Source organism: Corynebacterium propinquum DSM 44285 (assembly GCF_000375525.1).
In the GTDB taxonomy this organism is placed as follows: Bacteria; Actinomycetota; Actinomycetes; order Mycobacteriales; family Mycobacteriaceae; genus Corynebacterium; species Corynebacterium propinquum.
Window position 1 is genome coordinate 1 of the sequence record NZ_AQXC01000007.1, and the last position, 18,283, is coordinate 18,283.

Below are 18,283 nucleotides of genomic sequence, written 5' to 3' on the forward strand. Positions count from 1 at the left end.
AGACTGGCGAATTCTAGGGGTCGTGGAAACACGTCCTACGTTTCGGTTGACTCTAGCAGGGTTGCCATTCGTTCGGCCGGGGTGTCAAAACTTAGCGTCTTGCGTGGCCTGCGGTTTAACTGCATCGCTACAAATTCAAGGTCCTCAGCAGTGTAGAGACTCAAATCTGTTCCTTTTGGGAAATACTGCCGTAATAGCCCATTGGTGTTTTCATTAGTCCCTCGCTGCCAAGGCGAACCAGGCTCACAGAAATACACCGGGCAATCCGTAGCGATGCTAAAAGCTTTATGGCATGCCATTTCACTGCCTTGATCCCAGGTCAATGAACCTTTGAGGTGTTCAGGCAAAGTTCCTATCGCTTTGGCTAACGCTTCATTAACATCCAACGCACTATGACCGTTGGGTAGGTGTAACAACATAACGTAACGGGTGCTGCGCTCGACTAGAGTACCGATCGCTGATTTATTTGATTTCCCTAAGATGAGATCGCCTTCCCAATGACCTGGCACAGCTCGGTCTTCTACTTCTGCCGGGCGCTGAGAAATCATCACCATCGGATCGACAAAGCGTGTACGCCCAACACGTTGACCTCGTGGCTTGCGCTGCGTTTGGCCGCGGCGCAAGGCTGCGGCTACTTCTTTGTTGAGTTCACCTTTAGCCTGGAAAAACAACGACTGATAAATAGTTTCAGGACACACATACATAGTGTCATCATCGGGATAGTCTCTACGCAACCGCCCGGAAATCTGCTCAGGAGAATTCTTTTCTTTCAGCATCTCCCACACACGGCTGCCTAATTCTGGGTTGGCCTCAACCTTGCGCTTTTTCGGGCGAAACCTAGACAACACAGACTTACGCTGCGCATAGGTAGGTAGATACACACCGAATTCGTCTCGATTGCGTTTGAGTTCCTTGCTAATCGTGCCAGGTGAGCGGCCTAGTCGCCGGGCTATCTCGCGGACACCATAATTCTGGCGAAGCAAATCAAAAATAAGCTCGCGTTCTTCTACACACAAGTAACGCAATGAAATACGCTGGTCGATCCTTTCTTGAGGAATAACCTGAACCGGCACAGCTACCCGACCGTCGACATGAGAAATAACCTGCATAAGCCTGTTATACAGTGCAACGTCGGGACCATCGGGAACAAACGGGACACGCGCGCCACGCAGCTTTATCACACCCTTATCAATATCCAAAGCATCACGCGGATTGATACCACACGCCAGGGCTGCATCTTTGCGTCCTAAAGCATTCGCGCGTAGTTGCAGGTATTCACACCGACGAGATGTAGCTGCTGCTCTACGCCCGTGTGAGTTTCGCTGCCATAAGCCCAGCTCGATACCAATGCGATAGACCACGCTTGGCCCGACAGATAGTATTCGCACGATTTCCATCGGGGCCAGGCCATCCAGCCACAACCGAGTGATTTCTTCTTCTGTACCTGGGCTTACCGGCTTTTTACTCCTCATCGGCAGTTGAAGCTGATGTGCAAGCCGGTAAGCCACAGACAACGGCATGTCAACCACACCAGCAGCAGCACGAACCGAATCACCGGCCCGAACAAGAGCACAAAAGCGAGTAGTAACAGCAGAATCCGGATCCCACTTCGCTCCCACACAATCACCTAACCCATGTCAGGTGTTTCCACGACCCCTAGAATCCAAGGACTCCAAAGCCTGGGGCGGGTTCCTGTCGTTTAACCCGTTTAACACGCCTTTGATTAACCCCGTTTAACCCAGCCTTGTTCCGGGGTCCTGGATAGCTCCGCTAGTCGCCGCGAATGTGACGCAAGTGAATCCCTGTTGTTACCTGAATGTAATTTTGACGAGATTCATAAAAAAGTTTTGTTCGATTCTTGTTTAACGATTTCTTAGGGAATGTACAGGTTGTAAAACCGGCTGTTCGATAGTTAATTGCTGGCCATCTAGGATTCTTCTGGGCAACGCCTTAAATCAGGTTTAGTTTTCTTGTTAAAACCTGTCTGTTATCTGTATATTTTTTGGGCGAAGGCTATCACTTGGCTATATTTTCCTCCCTCTTAGGAAAAAAAAAGGGGGGGGGGGATTGCTCCCGAAAGGACTTGCATGAACCACCGTATTTCCGCGAATAAAACTGTGCGCCGTAAAGGCGTTACCATCGCAGCCGCTGCTCTTTCTGTGGCGCTGGTTGCACCATTCGCACAATCTGTTGCCTACCCTGAGATTTCGGCTGCTGCACGTGCAGTTGAGGGTGAAGGCCTTAAAGAACTCGGCTCGAAAAAGCTTGAAGTAAACCCACCTACCTTTTATGCAAATACACAAAGGGGAGGACGCTATAGCGGTACTGGGATTTTGCATATGCGCACAACGGGGATTTTGGCTGGTACCTTTTTTCCAGAGGGGACAAAGTTTGAATTACAGGACCCTACATGGGCATTCTCTCGTGCTGTAGGCGAGCAAGACCAATATAAATATTCTGACACCGTCGGCTGGGGTGGAGTTCGGAAGCATGCAAATGGTGAGATCAATAACCGAAAGTCTGATGGCACAGGGCCTTCAGTGCTATCGAATGCTCCTTCGAACACTCCTTATGTAGTTGCTGATACGGGTCAAGTCTTATTTGCTTTGGGTGGGAACCCGACCGACGGTGCCCGTATCAATGTCCCGATGAAAGCCGTCTATGAAGACGTAGAAAATAAACGAAAGTATGTTTGGACTTTCGAATTACCTATTCAAATCGGTAACAGCGAAGGCCGTGGTGAAGCTGCAAATAAGGCTGTAAAACCAGCCAATATGAAAGACCCCGTATTTGTAGAGGGTATTCCAGCAGAAAATCTGCGCCAACAGGGCAAAGTAAATTTTGGAACGGGTGCAGAAAACTTCCAAGGATGGTACACCCAATCGATGGGTGTCATTGGGCGTTGGATCGAACGATCAAATATTCCTAAACACAACATAAACGTTGCACATCCTGAACTTCGGACAGCCAATGATGTCGAGCCAATATACGGTGAACTACAACCGGGTGCTAAAAAATCGGACGAACCGACGTTTCAAAAGCAGGGGGATCCAAGTACTACAGTTGGCAAACCATCTGGTACAAAATTCTCCCTGGCCAGTGGTGCGCAATCTGGGGCCAAGATCGATCCGGACACTGGTGTAGTTTCATTTGATACCGCAGTCGGGGCAGAAACTACTGTTCAGGTTGTTGCCACCTATTCTGATGGTTCTTCTGATACTGCAGACGTTGTTTTTAAACCCGTAGCTGCGCCAGAGAAAAAGAAGGCTGATGAGTTAGCCCCGTCGTACAAGCCGTTCACCGTAGAGCTGGGTGACTCTGAAACTGTCGAGGCACCTACGTTCGACAAGGTAGAAACCCAAGACGTTACGGAGGCCGATCCTGCGCCTAGCGGTACCACTTTTAAGCCTGGCGATCTTTCAAAGCTGCCGGATGGTTTGAGTGCGACGGTAAAAGATGACGGTTCAGTTGAATTAACCGTTGGAGAAGGGGTTCAGACTGGTGAGTACAAAGTTCCAGTAACTGTCACATACGAAGACGGCTCTGAAGATACTGCAGAAGTTTCAGTTACCGTTGAAGTCAAAGTCAAAGATCCAGAGCCTCCAGCAACAGCTCCTGTAGCTGATGATCTTGGTTACTTGCAGGATATCCATGTTGCACCGGATAATTACAAGCGTAGTGACTCAACTGGAACGCCTGACCTTCCAGATACCATCCAGAAACAGGATGGTGATTTCTTCCGATTCGGCGAATTGCCTGAAGGATTCGTCCGCAATCCAAATCCTTCCTGGAATGGTGTGGAAGAAATCATCCGTGAGGGTGCTGGCGAATCTGAGCGGGTATTGCTTCGTATTAACAAGCAGAACGGCAAAGTTGAGGTAAATGCTGGACCCGATGCAGATTATTCACTTCAAGAATTGCCAGTTGAGTATGCCGACGCCAATGGCAACCTCAAAGGTAAGGACACCGTATCTGTATCAGTTCGGCCAATTGCGCATTCCTGGAATGGTGAGCCAACGGAATCCGAAAATGGATCTGTCAACGTTCCGTACACCGGTAGCAAGCCTGACCTGACTAAGGACCTAACTCCTTCAGTCACCAAAGGTGATGGTGAAGCAATGTTGGACGAGAATGGCAACATCAACTACACGCCAGGTGAAGGTGACCGACCTGGTGACGAGATCGAAGTTGCTATCACCGATTCTGAAGACGATCATGTCCGCGATGTGGTTTTCAAGATTCCATCGCAGTCAGATGATTACACTCCTGAGGGTGCGGATGTTTCTGTGTTCCGTGGTCAGGATGCTGATGAGGTAGCTGGCGAGGGTGTTTCGAATAAGGGTGAGTTGCCTGAGGGTACGACGTTTGCCTTTAAGGGTGATGTTGATACCTCTACTGTGGGTACGTTGCCTGAGGCGCAGACTCTTGTTGTGACTTATCCTGATGGTTCGACTGATGAGGTCGAGGTTAATGTTCATGTTGTTGATGGCACTGAGCATGGTTGGGATACGGATTCGCCGGTTAAGGGTAATGATGGTGATGTCACTGTTTCCTATACCGGTGAGGGTGCTGATGCGTTAGGTGATGATGCTGGCGTTGAGGTGTCTAATGGTGATGGTGTTGCTTCCTTGGATGAGGATGGCAATGTTGTCTATACCCCTGGTGCTGGTGATAAGCCTGGTGATGTTGTTCAGGTTGAGGTTTTTGATGGTGATGGTGACTCGGTAGGTGTTGTTGAGTTTGCTATTCCGTCGTTTGCTGAGCAGCGTGATCCTGAGGGGCAGTCGATCAGTGTTGCTGAAGGTGGGGAGCTAGACCCGGCTGATGCAATTACCAATAAGGGTGAGTTGCCTGAGGGTACTGAGTTTGAGTTTGATGGTCCGGTAGATACTTCTACTCCTGGTGACAAGCCTGCGAAGGTGATTGTTTCCTACCCGGATGGTTCGACTGATTCGGTCGAGATCACGGTGACTGTCACTGAGGTTGCTACTCAGGCTGATGAGTTTGAGCCGAAAGGTAAGACCGTCATTGTTGCTCAGGGTGGTAATCCTGATGCTGCTGAGGGTATTGCTAATAAGGGTGAGTTGCCTGCAGGTACTGAGTTTGAGTTTGATGGTCCGGTAGATACTTCTTCTGTTGGGGAGAAGTCTGTAAAGGTGATTGTTGCTTATCCGGATGGTTCGACTGAAGCTGTTGAGGTAACTGTTCAGGTTGCTGCTGGTGATCAGGACTTGTTGCCTGATGCTGATCGTTATGAGCCAGAGGCGAAGGATGGTGTTACTACTTCGGAGGGTGAAACTCCTGAAGCTGGTGCGTTGATCGGTAACAAGGGTGATTTGCCAGCTGGGACTACCTTCGAGTGGGAAATTGAGCCAAATGTTGACGTGCCGGGTAACACTGGTGGCGTTGTCAAGGTTATTTACCCGGATGGTTCTAGTGAGACTATTGCAGTAGAGCTTGAGGTCACTGAGGTTCCTACTGATGCAGATGGTCATGATCCGCAAGGGCAGAACCTTGAGGTTGCTGAAGGTGGGGAGCTAGACCCGGCTGATGCAATTACCAATAAGGGTGAGTTGCCTGAGGGTACTGAGTTTGAGTTTGATGGTCCGGTAGATACTTCTACTCCTGGTGACAAGCCTGCGAAGGTGATTGTTTCCTACCCGGATGGTTCGACTGAGGCTGTTGAGGTAACTGTTCAGGTTGCTGCTGGTGATCAAGATCTGTTGCCTGATGCTGAGCGCTATGAACCGCTGTGGAATGACACCACTATCGAGGATAATTCTCCAGTAACCGTCGAAAACAAGGGCGATGAGCTGCCTCATGGCACAGAAGTTGAACTCGGCTGGGGCCATGGTGGACTCAACCAGGGTACAGACGACTGGGAACTCGAAATGGAGGAAAACGGTGACATCACCGTTACCCCAGGTGCCGATGCGCAGCCGGGTGACGCCATCATGGTCGAGGTAGAAATCAACTACCCAGACGGAAATAGCGAAACCAAGACTTTCGTGGTCCAGGTGCAAGGTGACCGTGACGCGTTCGCACCAGGAAACTTCGGCGAGCTTCCACCATTGACCGGCGGCAACGACGATGATCTCACCGCAGGTGACCTCTTTACCGACGCACCAACGGTCAATGATGTAAGCCCAGGTGACAGCATCATCACTGGTACTGGTAAGCCAGGTGCCACCATCACGGTCACCGGGCCAAACGGTTTCTCCACCACCACAACGGTGCACGAGAACGGACATTGGTCTGTCGACCTAACCGGCGGTGCGACCCCAGAGACTCAGTTCATCGTGTCCCAAAAGGACGGTGACAAGAACGAGTCCGTTCAGGTACTCGTGACTGTCGGTGGGGACAACAAGCCGCTGCCAAACCCAGGTTCGTCCGAACTGCCAGGATCCTCCTTGGGCTCCAGCAACTTCGACATCCCGAAGCACCTGCAATGCGCGGTCTTTGCGGGCGGAGTCACCGCGATCCCATTGATCCTCCTCTCGCCAATGCACAACATGTACGAGATGATGATCAACCCGCACCTGAACGGGCTGCGTGAACAGTTCCACCGCGAACTGCACGCTCTGGATCAGCAAGTACGTCGTGGCCTCGGTGTCGAAGGACACCCAGCCCTGCAGTTCATGGACCACATCAACGCTCGGGTCAACGAGTTCAACCAGCAACTGGGCCAGGTAGCGCACGATAACCGCCACATCGGCTTGGCCGCAGCTGCCATTGCCGTAGCCGGTCTGAGCTTCCAGCACTGCATGAACACCCAGGCAGCGTCGAGCGAATCCACTTCGTCGGTAGATTTGTCTTCCTCCTCACAAGAGCAGGCACCAGCCCGCAATGAGGCAAAAGAAGATAACGCTGGCGGAATCGTCGGCTGGTTCCAAGGGCTGTTCAACCGCAAGTAACCCGCGGATAGCATCCCCTTAACCAAGACGGGGCACCTGGTGTGAGCACATTACCCACAATGTGCACAGCACACCGGGTGCCCCGTTTGCCGTTCCCAGGCCCGGTGCACAGCATGATGCCAGGTTCCTAAACACGAGAGTCAAGCAGACAGAGCTACAAGGCCTGAAAACCACAGAGCTACTAAAGCAAATCCGGCACAGAAAAAGGCAGCCCCTTCCCGAATACTCGGAAAGGGGCTGCCTTACTTGGTACCTCAACGATTGCCAGGCAACAGGATCGCCGCAGCGATTAACGCTGAATTATTTACGCCTTGCGATCGTAAGCGCGCACCGCCAATGGGCAGAAAACAACGAAGAACAACGCCGCGCCAATCAGCACCAGCGCCACCGGGTTTTGCAGGCTCCACACATCCGGTGTCTCTAGGCCGCCATTGTTACCGAACAAATCACGCAGCGCCTGTACCAGAGCAGACAGTGGGTTCCACTCCGCAAAAATGCGCAACGGGGTAGGCATAGTCTCCTGCGGTACGAAAGCATTGGACAAGAAAGTCAACGGGAACAAGGTAATAAACGTCGCGGAGTTCATCGCCTCCGGCCGTGGAACCACCAAGCCCAGAGTGACCATCAGCCAAGAAAAAGCCCACACGAACACCAGCAGGAGTAGATAGCCCTGCGCAAAGCCCCAGAATGATTCCGGGCGCCACCCAATCGCAAGCCCAGCCAACACCATCACCAGCAGGGTCGCGCTGGCCAGCACGATATCGGCCACCGTGCGGCCAAAAACCACTGCCGAACGCGCCATGGGCAGAGTCTTATAGCGACTAATCAGACCGTCTTTTTTATCATTCGCGATAAAAAGGCCCGAGGTAGTGGAACCAAAAATCGCCGACTGCACAAAAATGCCCGGCATCAAGAAGTTCTCGTAACTCGTGCCCGGAACGTGAATAGCACCGCCGAACACCTGGGAAAACAACAACACGAACATGATTGGTTGCAGCACCGTGAACACAATGATGTCGGGCGAGCGGCGGATCCTAATCAAATTGCGAATAACCACCGCCCGGACGTCGGCAAGCCACATCGCTGGCGTAGTAGAAGTAGAAGCCATTAGTTGTTGCCACCTTCCTGGGCCGGTGTCGCAGATTCATAAGACTCACCGTGCCGTGTGGGTTTTTCCCCAGTAACGCTTTGGCCAGTGAGATCCAAAAAGACCTCATCCAGGCTCGGGCGCGACATTCCCACATCGTGCATCGCGATCTCACGCCCGCGCAGCTTGCCGATAACCTGCTCCAGCGCCGCCGGGCCATCATGGACAGACACACTAAGCTCGTTGCCGTCGACGGACACCGAACCACGGTTGGCAGCGACATCGTCCAGCAGATTCGTGATGACGTCATGATCTGCGCGGTTCACCGGAACCACGGAGATTCGCTGGCCGCCGACATTCGACTTCAGCTCGTCAGCAGTGCCCTCAGCGATGACTTTACCCTGGTCAATCACGCTAATCTGATCTGCTAAATAATCAGCTTCTTCCAAATACTGCGTGGTCAACAGCAGGGTAGTGCCGGAACGCACACGCTGTTTGATAACTTCCCACAAAGACAAACGCGCAGCCGGGTCCAAGCCGGTGGTGGGCTCGTCGAGGAACAAAATCCGCGGATCATTAACTAACGAGGCCGCCAAATCCGCACGGCGGCGCATACCACCAGAAAAGCCCTTGATCGGGCGGTCGGCGGCATGCTCTAAATTGAAAATCTCCAGCAGCTCGTCGGCACGCTTTTTGGCACCCTTATCGCCCAGGTGGAATAAACGCCCCACCAGCATGAGGTTTTCCCGCGCCGTGAGCTCCTCGTCAATGGTGGCATTCTGCCCGGAGACACCAATGCGGTTGCGCACCTCGTGGCCATTGCGCACTACATCCAGGCCATCGATGGTGACCTCACCGGAAGTGGGGCGGGTGAGCGTCGTCAAGACCTTGACCGTGGTGGTCTTGCCCGCACCATTGGGGCCCAGCAGGCCACGGACCGTGCCTTCTGCGACATCCAGGTTTAATCCATCCAGGGCATGGACCGTGCCCGATTTCGCCGCATATTCTTTACGCACATCGCGCATGCGGATCAATAAGTCATCAGTCATGGGTGCAGCCTAACACCAGTAGATGATGTCTCACGTAAGCCAGCTCCGGAGCCGTGTCCAGTTGTGATTCAGGATTCAGGGCAGCGCTCTGCGAAAAACCGCCAGGAACCCTAAAATTGGCTCACAGACTCTATCCAGCACCCCTGCAGTTACGTGCAAGTTCATCGCACTAAAAATGGCCTGGAGAAAACCTGAACGAACCAAGACCGTGAAAGAAGATAGTGAACACCATGGATGACTCCCCACATAACGACCCCGTGAAAGTCCTCGTTGTCGACGATGAAGCCAATATTGTTGAGCTATTAACAGTCTCGTTGAAGTTCCAAGGCTTCGATGTACGCAGCGCCAACTCCGGTACTGACGCGTTGCGCGTGGCCCGCGAATTCCGTCCGGATGCCTACATCCTGGACGTCATGATGCCCGGCATGGACGGCTACGAGCTGCTGCAAAAACTGCGCTCCGAAGGCCTGGAAGGCCCGGTGCTGTACCTGACCGCCAAAGACGGCGTCGAATCGCGCATCCACGGCCTGACCATCGGGGCCGACGACTACATCACCAAACCATTCAGCCTGGAAGAAGTAATCACCCGCTTGCGCGTCGTGCTGCGCCGCGGCAACGTGCAAGAAGACGCCAACGAAGAATCCTCCATCACCTACGCGGACCTGACACTAAACGACGACACCCACGAGGTGACCAAAGGTGGCGAGCTCATTGAGCTGTCGCCGACGGAATTCAACTTGCTGCGCTTTTTGATGCTCAACAAAGAAGTCGTGCTGTCCAAGGCAAAGATTCTGGACAACGTCTGGCACTACGACTTCGGCGGCGACGGCAACGTCGTCGAATCCTATATTTCTTACCTGCGCCGCAAGATCGATACCGGCGATATGCCGCTGATTCACACCGTGCGTGGTGTGGGCTACGTGCTGCGTAAACCACGCCGTTAGAAGCACGGCAGCGTCAAGTATGGCAGCGTCAAACATGGAAGAGTCGAATAGCGCAGCGCCTGAACCCGAGGCCCAGTCAGAGCGGCAGTCAGAGTCGCAGAAATCAGCCGAAGAAGTCGCAGGATGGGGCGAACCGGGGGAGCGCAAACGTCGTTCTTACCGCGCCTACCGCACCCACCGGCCACTGCGATTGCGCACCTGGTTGGTGGTGCTCACGGTCCTGGTTTCCGCGTTCGGGCTTTTTGCCAGCTCATTCGCGGTGTATTCCGTGATGCGTGAGGTCTTCTACCAGCGTGTCGACGACGACCTGACGCAATCCATGGACGGCTGGGCGCAAAACTCCGAGCTGTTTTCCGGCAACCTCTCGGCCAGCCCGCCGACGGACTATGCCGTCATCCATATCTTCCCGGATGGCTCCTCGCGCGTATATAACGACCGTGACACCCTGCCACAGATCAACAACCTGGTGATCGGTGGTGGCCCGCGCAGCGTTCCCAGCATCGACGGGCCCCAACAACCAGAATGGCGCGCTATAGCGGCGCAAAAAGACGGCGTGGTCACCATCGTCGCCAAGAACCTGGAGCGAGAAAACGGACTCCTGCGTGGATTGGCGATGCTGCAAGCGCTGATCAGTTTGCTCATGCTGGGATTTTTGGCGCTGCTGTCTTTCGCGGTGATCAGACAAACGTTGAAACCACTGCAGATTGTGCAGCGCACCGCCAGCGATATTGCCGAGGGCGATCTGGACCGACGCGTGCCCAATTGGCCGCTGAATACGGAGGTCGGGCAGCTTTCGGCTGCGTTGAATATCATGCTGGAGCGCCTGCAGGATTCCATCGAATCCGCGCAATCCAAAGAGGAACAGATGCGCCGTTTCGTTGGCGATGCCTCGCATGAATTGCGCACCCCGCTGACGTCGCTGCGCGGCTACGTGGAACTGTATCGTTCGGGCGCGACCGACGATGTCGACCATGTTTTCGCCACCATCGATGATGAATCCGCACGCATGAAACTTCTGGTTGAAGACTTGCTGGCGCTCACCCGTGCAGAAGGTTCACGCTTGGATAAACGCACCGTGGATGTGCTGGAATTATCGCTCGCGGTCGTGGGTTCGGCGCGTGCGGCTTTCCCCGAACGCACCATCGACGTGGAAAATAAAACCACCGATATTCCGGTGGTCTCCGGCGACCCGGACCGCTTGCACCAGGTGTTATTGAACCTGATCACCAACGGTCTCAACCATGGTGGCCCGGATGCTTCCGTGACACTAACGCTGCGGAAAGAAACCCGTGCCGACAGTGCCGATGGAGCGGACAGTGCCAACGGAGCCGGTGCTGCGCGCAAATCCGACTACGTCTGCATTGATGTCTCTGACGACGGTCGCGGCATGAGCGAGGAAGTCGCAGGATTAATTTTCGAACGCTTCTACCGCGAAGATCCCTCGCGGGCTCGTGGTGCCGGTGGTGGCTCCGGGCTGGGGCTGGCAATCGTGAAATCGCTCGTCGACCAGCACGACGGTGAGATCACCGTCGACAGCACGCCGGGTGAAGGTTCCACGTTTACCGTGTGTATCCCGGCTCTCGAGCAACCGGGTCTAAGTACTGAAACGTATGAAGAATACGACGCTGACGCGTATAGCGACGAATTTACCGAGGAGTATGCCGACGAGCGCCCCAAAGGCCACGAAGCTGAGGGCGACTATGACGCCGGCCCCAAAGGCCCCGGCCATAAAAACTAAATCTTGTTGCCGTCCTCATCGGTGCCTAGGGCGGCGCGCAACTTGTTAGCGGCGTCGTCCATCTGGGCATCATCGGTCTGATCAGCTGGGATGACGTTCGCGAAATTGAAATCATCCATGCTGTGCGCAGGGAAGACGTGAATGTGGGCGTGCGGGACTTCAAAACCGGCAATGACATTGCCAGCGCGTGGTGCGTCGAAAGCCTCAATCACAGCGTTGCCCACTTCAAAAGCCACAGCGTTCAGCCGTGCCCACAGCTCCGGGGCAATATCTGTCCACTTATCCACCTCGTCGACTGGTACGACGAGAACGTGGCCATAAGCGAGCGGCTCAATGCTCAAAAACGCCACCACGTCAGGGCTGCGGTAAACAACACGGCCGGGCAATTCCCCATTAATGACTTTGCTAAATACAGTGCTCATGCCACCACACTACCGGGATCCGGTGCCTTATTACCCGGTACGTTCCCAGTGCAGCCTCCGTGACTAAGCTCGGTGACCACTCTCGGTGACCACTCTCAACGAGTGAGAGCAGCCATATAGAATATGGGCCATGCGTATTCTCGTACTCGGAACTGGCGGCCGCGAACATGCCCTACTGCAGGGCCTTTCCCGTGATAGCCGTGATACCCACGAACTGCACGTCTGCCCTGGCAACCCTGGCATGGACACCCTAGCTACCCGGCATACCGACGCTGGCAGCGCCGACGACGCCGAAGCCATGGTGGCTTTGGCGCAGGAACTGCACGCAGAACTGGTGGTCATTGGCCCAGAAGCACCCCTGGTTGCGGGTGTGGCCGATGCCTTGCGCGCGGCCGGTTTTGCAGTATTTGGCCCAAACAAAGACGCTGCCCGCATCGAAGGCTCCAAGGCTTTCGCCAAAGACGTGATGGCCGCTGCCGGTGTGGCAACCGCGCGCGCCGAGCAGATCCAACCCGGGGCCAGCGACGACGAGATCGCCCAGGTGCTGCAGAATTTCGGCCCACAGTACGTCGTCAAGGATGACGGCCTGGCCGGTGGCAAGGGCGTGGTTGTCACCCAGGATTACGACGAAGCCGTCGCTCACATCCATGCCGTGCACGAAGGCGGCAACCCGGTGTTGCTGGAATCGTTTTTGTCCGGCCCAGAGATTTCTCTGTTCTGTCTGGTCGACGGCGAAGACGTGGTTCCGCTGCTACCTGCCCAAGACCACAAGCGCGCTTATGACGACGACGAAGGCCCTAACACCGGCGGCATGGGCGCCTACACTCCGCTACCGTGGCTTCCCGACGATGGTGTCCAGCGCATCGTTGATGGAGTCTGTCGCCCCGTAGCCAAGGAATTGGCTGCGCGTGGATCCGCCTACTCCGGCCTGCTGTACGCCGGGCTGGCCTGGGGCGAAGACGGCCCAGCAGTGGTGGAATTTAATTGCCGTTTTGGCGACCCGGAAACCCAGGCGGTGCTCTCACTGCTGAAATCACCATTGGCCCCAGCACTCGCCGCCTGCGCGAATGGCACCTTGGGCGAGTTGGAGCCGTTGGAATGGGAAGAAGGCTCGGCCGTCACCGTGGTCTTGGCCGCCTCAGGCTACCCGGCCAGCCCGCGCAAGGGCGACCGGATTGTCTCGGATGATATTGAGAACCCAGAAAAGATTTTGCACGGCGGCACCAGCCGCGAGACCGGCGAATACTATTCCAACGGCGGCCGCGTGCTCAATGTGATTGGCAAGGGGACAGACCTGGACGCCGCCCGTGAGGCCGCCTACGAGACCATCGGTGGCATCCAGTTGGCCGGTGGTTTCTACCGCCGCGATATTGGTGCCAAGGCTGCGCGGGGAGAAATCAGCATTTAGCGTTTACGCTGTGGCGAAATTCGTGTGATAATACACAGTGTGACGCAACAAAAAATGCCGATGAATAATGTCCTCGCTACCCGTTATGGTTCTGCGGATCTGGTGAATCTGTGGAGCCCGCACAATAAGGTGATCTACGAGCGGCAGCTGTGGATTGCCGTGATGCGTGCCCAGCGTTCCCTGGGTATTGATATTCCTTCAGATATCATCGCGGATTATGAGAAAGTCATTGACCAGGTAGATCTGGAATCCATCGCCGAGCGCGAGCGTTCCACCCGCCACGATGTCAAAGCCCGCATCGAAGAATTCAATGCGTTGGCTGGCCACGAGCACATCCACAAGGGCATGACCTCGCGCGATCTGACGGAAAACGTCGAGCAGCTGCAGGTTTACAGTTCGTTGCAGATCATCCGCGACAAAGCCATCGCGGTGGTTTCCCGCGTGAGTGAGCATGCCGCGAATTACCAGTCGCTGGTGATGGCCGGCCGCTCCCACAACGTCGCAGCGCAAGCCACCACGTTGGGTAAGCGCTTTGCCAGCGCCGCGGAAGAAATCCTGCTGGCCATCGACCGCATTAATGAATTGCTCACCCGCTACCCACTGCGCGGCATCAAAGGCCCCATGGGCACCAGCCAGGACATGCTGGATCTGCTCGGCGGTTCGCACGATAAGCTCGCCAGCCTGGAAACCGAGATCGCAGACTACCTGGGCTTTGCGCACTTGTTCCACTCCGTCGGGCAGGTCTACCCACGCAGCCTGGACTTCGACGCCGTCTCTGCCCTGGTGCAGTTGGGCGCCGGGCCGTCCTCGCTGGCTACGACGATCCGCCTGATGGCCGGCAATGAGGTGGTCACTGAAGGTTTCAAAGAAGGTCAGGTGGGCTCTTCCGCCATGCCGCACAAGATGAACGCGCGCTCCTGCGAGCGGGTTTCCGGTCTGCAAGTGGTGTTGCGCGGCTACCTGACTATGGTCAGCGACCTCGCCGGTACCCAGTGGAACGAAGGCGATGTCTCGTGTTCCGTGGTGCGCCGCGTTGCGCTGCCGGACGCGTTCTTCGCCATCGACGGCATGATCGAAACCTTCCTGACGGTATTGGATGAATTCGGCGCCTTCCCGGCCATGATCGACCGCGAATTGGAACGCTACCTGCCATTTTTGGCCACCACCCGCATCCTCATGGCGGCCGTGCGCGCTGGGGTGGGCCGTGAGACCGCCCACGAGATCATCAAAAAACACGCCGTCGCCGTGGCGCTAAACATGCGTGAAAACGGTGCGGACCAAGACCTGGTGGAGCGCTTGGCGGCTGACGACGCTTTGCCGCTGGACAAGCAGGCCTTGGACGAGGCACTGGCAGATAAGCACGCCTTCATCGGTGCGGCGGAATCCCAGGTCAAGCGCGTTCTGGCGCGGGTGACCACGCTGCGCAATGAGCACCCAGGTGCGGCGAATTACCGTCCAGGCGAGATTCTCTAAGCTACACCGAGCACCCACGCACCCGATTTCCAGGAAGGCACGTAAACGCACATGACCACGCGACCAGAACTGTCTGCGTATACCCCGATTGCCACCGGCAAAGTCCGCGATATCTACCGCATTGACGATTCCACGCTGTTGATCGTCGCTTCGGATAGGATCTCTGCCTACGACTACGCCCTGGAACCCGCCATTCCGGATAAAGGCCGGGTATTAACCGCGATTTCCGCGTACTTCTTCGAGGAATTAGCCCAGCGCATGGGCGTGCGCAACCATTTGGCTGGCCCGCTGGACGACGAGCGCATCCCGGAATCCGTGTTGGGCCGCGCGATGGTCTGCCACGAGCTGAACATGCTGCCTTTCGAGTGCGTCGCCCGCGGTTACCTGACGGGCTCAGGGCTAAAGGAATATAAGCGCACGGGCGAGGTGTGCGGGGTAGCGCTTCCCGACGGCCTGGTGGAAGCTTCCAAACTGGAGACCCCAATTTTTACCCCGGCAACCAAGGCGGAACAGGGCGAGCATGATGAAAACGTCAGTTTCGATGTGGTAGCCGAGTCTTTGGGCACGCAGCGCGCCGAGCAGCTGCGTAGCGCCACCGTGGATATTTTCGCCTGTGCGCAGGAACTGGCCGCCGAACGCGGCATCATCTTGGCCGATACCAAGTTTGAATTTGGCCTGGACGCCGCAGGTCAGCTAGTACTCGGCGACGAAGTGCTCACCCCGGATTCTTCCCGCTACTGGCCAGCAGATTCCTACCGGGAAGGCCAGGTGCAGCCGAGCTTCGACAAACAATATGTGCGCAATTGGCTCACCAGCGACGAATCCGGGTGGGATGGCGAGACCACCCCTCCCGAGCTTCCCGACGACGTCGTGGCAGCAACCCGGGCACGCTATATCGAGGCCTACGAGCGGCTGAGCGGCGCCAACTTCAGCGATTGGCTGGGCGGCTAAGCGTCGGCAAGCACCCCGGCTAGCGGGTGCACGAAAACCAGTATCATGTGACGGTATGGATAATTCTGGTTCTACCGTTCCGTACACCCCAGCACCCGCGCAGCCGCCACAGGCGAAGAAACACCCGGTCACCCGCAGTTTCCATGGCCGGGATTTTGTGGATAACTACGAGTGGTTGCGTGATAAAGAAGCAGAAGAAACGCTTGCTTATCTGAAGGCGGAAAACGCCTACACGGACGCGCAGACCGAACACCTCACCGGCCTGCGGGACAATATTTATTCCGAGATCACCTCGCGCATCAAACAAACCGACATGTCCGTGCCCACCCGCGCGGGCGATTATTGGTACTACGGGCGCACTGAAGAGGGCAAAGACTACGGCTATTCCTGCCGCATCCCGGTCGAAGAAGGCACTGACCCGTGGACTCCGCCGAGCATCCCGGACGACGGGCCGGTTCCCGGCGAAGAGATTGTGCTGGATCTGAACGCGCTGGCTGAAGGCCACGAATTTTTCTCCCTGGGTGCATCCACGGTGACCACCAGTGGGCGCTACCTGGCATATTCCGTCGACACCGCCGGCGACGAGCGCTTTCACCTGTACGTGAAAGACCTGCAGACCGGCGAGTATTTGCCCGATGAACTCACCGGCATCTTTTATGGCGCCAGTTGGGTAGGCGAGGACTACATTTTCTACCAGCGTGTCGACGAAGCCTGGCGCCCCGATACCGTGTGGCGTCACCGAATTGGCACCCCGCAGTCGGAAGACGTGCTGGTTTTCCAAGAAAAAGACGAGCGCTACAACGTCGGGGTCGGTGCCACGCGCTCCGAGAAGTACCTGATGATCATCACCTCGTCGAAGATTACCTCCGAGGTCTGGGTTTTGGACTACAACAACCCCGAAGGTGAATTTGAATGCCTGTGGGCACGGGAACCAGGCGTGGAATACGAAGTTGATCACGCCGTGGTGGCAGGTGCGGATTATTGGATCGTCACGCACAACACCGCGGGCGCGAACTTTGCCGTTTCCACCGTGCCGGTGCCCGAAGGCTGTGGTGCTGGTAACGGCGTTGGGACGGCGTCGGCAAGCGAAGAGACGGATGGTTCGGCCTCGGCAAGCGCCCTGCCTGGCCTGCGCGAATTGCCGGTTCTGCTCGCCCACGACGAGGAAGTGCGCCTCGAAGACGTCGACGCCTACCGCGACTTTTTGGTGCTTTCTTACCGGCGCGGCGCCATCCCACGCGCGGCAATCATGATGCTGGATTCGATCACCGATTCCACCGGCGACTGGGGCCGCTTTGAAGAAATCGAATTCGACGAAGAACTGTTCACCGTCGGTGTCTCTGGTAACCCGGAATGGGACGCACCGATGATCCGCCTGGGCTATACCTCGTTCACGCAACCGGCGCACCTGTATGATTACCGCCCCGCCACCGGCGTGTTCACGCTGCTGAAACGCCAAGAAGTCCTCGGCGGTTACGATGCCAGCAACTACACCGCCTACCGCTTGTGGACGACCGCGCGCGACGGCACCGAGATCCCAGTCTCGATCATCCACCACGCAGACCTGGACACCACCACGCCGACCCCAACCTTGTTGTACGGCTATGGCTCGTATGAATCCAGCACGGACCCGGGCTTTTCCATTTCCCGGCTGTCGCTGCTGGACCGCGGCATGATCTTTGCCATCGCGCACGTGCGCGGCGGCGGGGAAATGGGCCGTGGCTGGTATGACAATGGCAAGATGGATAAGAAGAAAAACACTTTCTTCGATTTCATTGACGTGGCCGACGACCTGGTGGCCCGCGGGCTTTCCGCCCCAGAGACGATGGTGGCCGAAGGTGGCTCGGCCGGTGGCATGCTCATGGGCGCGATCGCCAACATGGCCCCCGACCGTTTCGCCGGGATTGCTGCGATCGTGCCGTTCGTCGACCCACTGACATCCATGCTGAAACCGGAGCTGCCGCTGACCGTCGTCGAATGGGATGAATGGGGCGATCCGTACCATGACCCGGACTATTACGACTACATGGCCTCCTATGCGCCGTATGAGAACATCACGGACCAGCGATACCCGGATATCCTGGCGGTGACCTCGCTGAATGACACCCGCGTGTTGTACGTGGAACCGGCGAAGTGGATCGCGAAGCTGCGCGAGATTGCCGGTGGCGGCGAGTTTTTGCTGCAAACCGAGATGGCAGCTGGCCACGGGGGAGTCTCCGGGCGCTACGGCAAGTGGAAGCAGACCGCGTTCGAATACGCGTGGACGATCAACAAAGCCACCGGGATCACAGAATAAC

At 56.1% G+C, this 18,283-nt stretch carries 11 protein-coding genes; 7 read left to right on the forward strand and 4 right to left on the reverse strand.

Annotated features, from left to right (window positions below):
* Positions 1–35: 35 nt before the first annotated feature.
* Positions 36–1,271 carry an IS30 family transposase gene (locus B142_RS13575; protein WP_420703252.1) on the reverse strand — a complete coding sequence of 412 codons (1,236 nt, stop codon included), beginning with the start codon at positions 1,269–1,271 and terminating at the stop codon, positions 36–38.
* An 816-nt stretch (positions 1,272–2,087) separates the two neighbouring features.
* Between B142_RS13575 and B142_RS0106855 the strand changes: the two genes are divergently transcribed.
* On the forward strand, positions 2,088–6,914 hold the full coding sequence (locus tag B142_RS0106855; RefSeq protein WP_018120809.1) for a Rib/alpha-like domain-containing protein: 4,827 nt from the start codon (positions 2,088–2,090) through the stop codon (positions 6,912–6,914).
* Between the two features lie 304 nt (positions 6,915–7,218).
* On the opposite strand, the gene B142_RS0106860 is transcribed toward B142_RS0106855, so the two are convergent.
* Both B142_RS0106860 and B142_RS0106865 read right to left on the reverse strand, forming a co-directional pair.
* The gene (locus tag B142_RS0106860) at positions 7,219–8,022 is read right to left on the reverse strand and encodes an ABC transporter permease (protein WP_018120810.1); all 804 of its coding nucleotides are present in this window, start codon (positions 8,020–8,022) and stop codon (positions 7,219–7,221) included.
* On the reverse strand, positions 8,022–9,050 hold the full coding sequence (locus B142_RS0106865; protein WP_018120811.1) for a daunorubicin resistance protein DrrA family ABC transporter ATP-binding protein: 1,029 nt from the start codon (positions 9,048–9,050) through the stop codon (positions 8,022–8,024). Before B142_RS0106865 ends, B142_RS0106860 begins: the two co-directional genes overlap by 1 nt.
* A 230-nt stretch (positions 9,051–9,280) precedes the next feature.
* Between B142_RS0106865 and B142_RS0106870 the strand changes: the two genes are divergently transcribed.
* Positions 9,281–9,994, forward strand: a complete 714-nt coding sequence (locus tag B142_RS0106870; RefSeq protein ID WP_018120812.1) for a response regulator transcription factor — start codon at positions 9,281–9,283, stop codon at positions 9,992–9,994.
* A 34-nt stretch (positions 9,995–10,028) separates the two neighbouring features.
* Positions 10,029–11,732, forward strand: a complete 1,704-nt coding sequence (locus B142_RS12165; protein WP_018120813.1) for a sensor histidine kinase — start codon at positions 10,029–10,031, stop codon at positions 11,730–11,732.
* On the opposite strand, the gene B142_RS0106880 is transcribed toward B142_RS12165, so the two are convergent.
* Complete coding sequence (locus tag B142_RS0106880; RefSeq protein ID WP_018120814.1) at positions 11,729–12,154, reverse strand: HIT family protein; 426 nt, start codon at positions 12,152–12,154, stop codon at positions 11,729–11,731. The genes B142_RS12165 and B142_RS0106880 overlap by 4 nt on opposite strands.
* A gap of 130 nt (positions 12,155–12,284) precedes the next feature.
* Here B142_RS0106880 and purD point away from each other — a divergent pair, with 130 nt between their 5' ends.
* The 4 genes from purD to B142_RS0106900 are packed head-to-tail and all read left to right on the forward strand — an operon-like array spanning position 12,285 to position 18,282.
* On the forward strand, positions 12,285–13,562 hold the full coding sequence (gene purD, locus B142_RS0106885; RefSeq protein ID WP_018120815.1) for a phosphoribosylamine--glycine ligase: 1,278 nt from the start codon (positions 12,285–12,287) through the stop codon (positions 13,560–13,562).
* A 54-nt stretch (positions 13,563–13,616) separates the two neighbouring features.
* Complete coding sequence (purB, locus tag B142_RS0106890; protein ID WP_018120816.1) at positions 13,617–15,035, forward strand: adenylosuccinate lyase; 1,419 nt, start codon at positions 13,617–13,619, stop codon at positions 15,033–15,035.
* Between the two features lie 51 nt (positions 15,036–15,086).
* Positions 15,087–15,986: a phosphoribosylaminoimidazolesuccinocarboxamide synthase gene (locus B142_RS0106895; RefSeq protein WP_018120817.1), complete on the forward strand. Its 900-nt coding sequence runs from the start codon at positions 15,087–15,089 to the stop codon at positions 15,984–15,986.
* 55 nt (positions 15,987–16,041) lie between these two features.
* Positions 16,042–18,282 (forward strand): S9 family peptidase, encoded by a 2,241-nt coding sequence (locus B142_RS0106900; protein ID WP_018120818.1) that lies wholly within the window; start codon positions 16,042–16,044, stop codon positions 18,280–18,282.
* Position 18,283: the final 1 nt, after the last annotated feature.

What these genes read in the sequence shown, in the direction of transcription:
- B142_RS0106865 (WP_018120811.1), bottom strand. Translation starts at nt 9,050, where the DNA reads ATGACTGATGACTTATTGATCCGCATGCGCGATGTGCGTAAAGAATAT.
- B142_RS12165 (WP_018120813.1), top strand. Translation starts at nt 10,029, where the DNA reads ATGGAAGAGTCGAATAGCGCAGCGCCTGAACCCGAGGCCCAGTCAGAG.
- purB (WP_018120816.1), top strand. Translation starts at nt 13,617, where the DNA reads ATGCCGATGAATAATGTCCTCGCTACCCGTTATGGTTCTGCGGATCTG.
- purD (WP_018120815.1), top strand. Translation starts at nt 12,285, where the DNA reads ATGCGTATTCTCGTACTCGGAACTGGCGGCCGCGAACATGCCCTACTG.
- B142_RS0106895 (WP_018120817.1), top strand. Translation starts at nt 15,087, where the DNA reads ATGACCACGCGACCAGAACTGTCTGCGTATACCCCGATTGCCACCGGC.
- B142_RS0106900 (WP_018120818.1), top strand. Translation starts at nt 16,042, where the DNA reads ATGGATAATTCTGGTTCTACCGTTCCGTACACCCCAGCACCCGCGCAG.
- B142_RS0106870 (WP_018120812.1), top strand. Translation starts at nt 9,281, where the DNA reads ATGGATGACTCCCCACATAACGACCCCGTGAAAGTCCTCGTTGTCGAC.
- B142_RS0106855 (WP_018120809.1), top strand. Translation starts at nt 2,088, where the DNA reads ATGAACCACCGTATTTCCGCGAATAAAACTGTGCGCCGTAAAGGCGTT.
- B142_RS0106880 (WP_018120814.1), bottom strand. Translation starts at nt 12,154, where the DNA reads ATGAGCACTGTATTTAGCAAAGTCATTAATGGGGAATTGCCCGGCCGT.
- B142_RS0106860 (WP_018120810.1), bottom strand. Translation starts at nt 8,022, where the DNA reads ATGGCTTCTACTTCTACTACGCCAGCGATGTGGCTTGCCGACGTCCGG.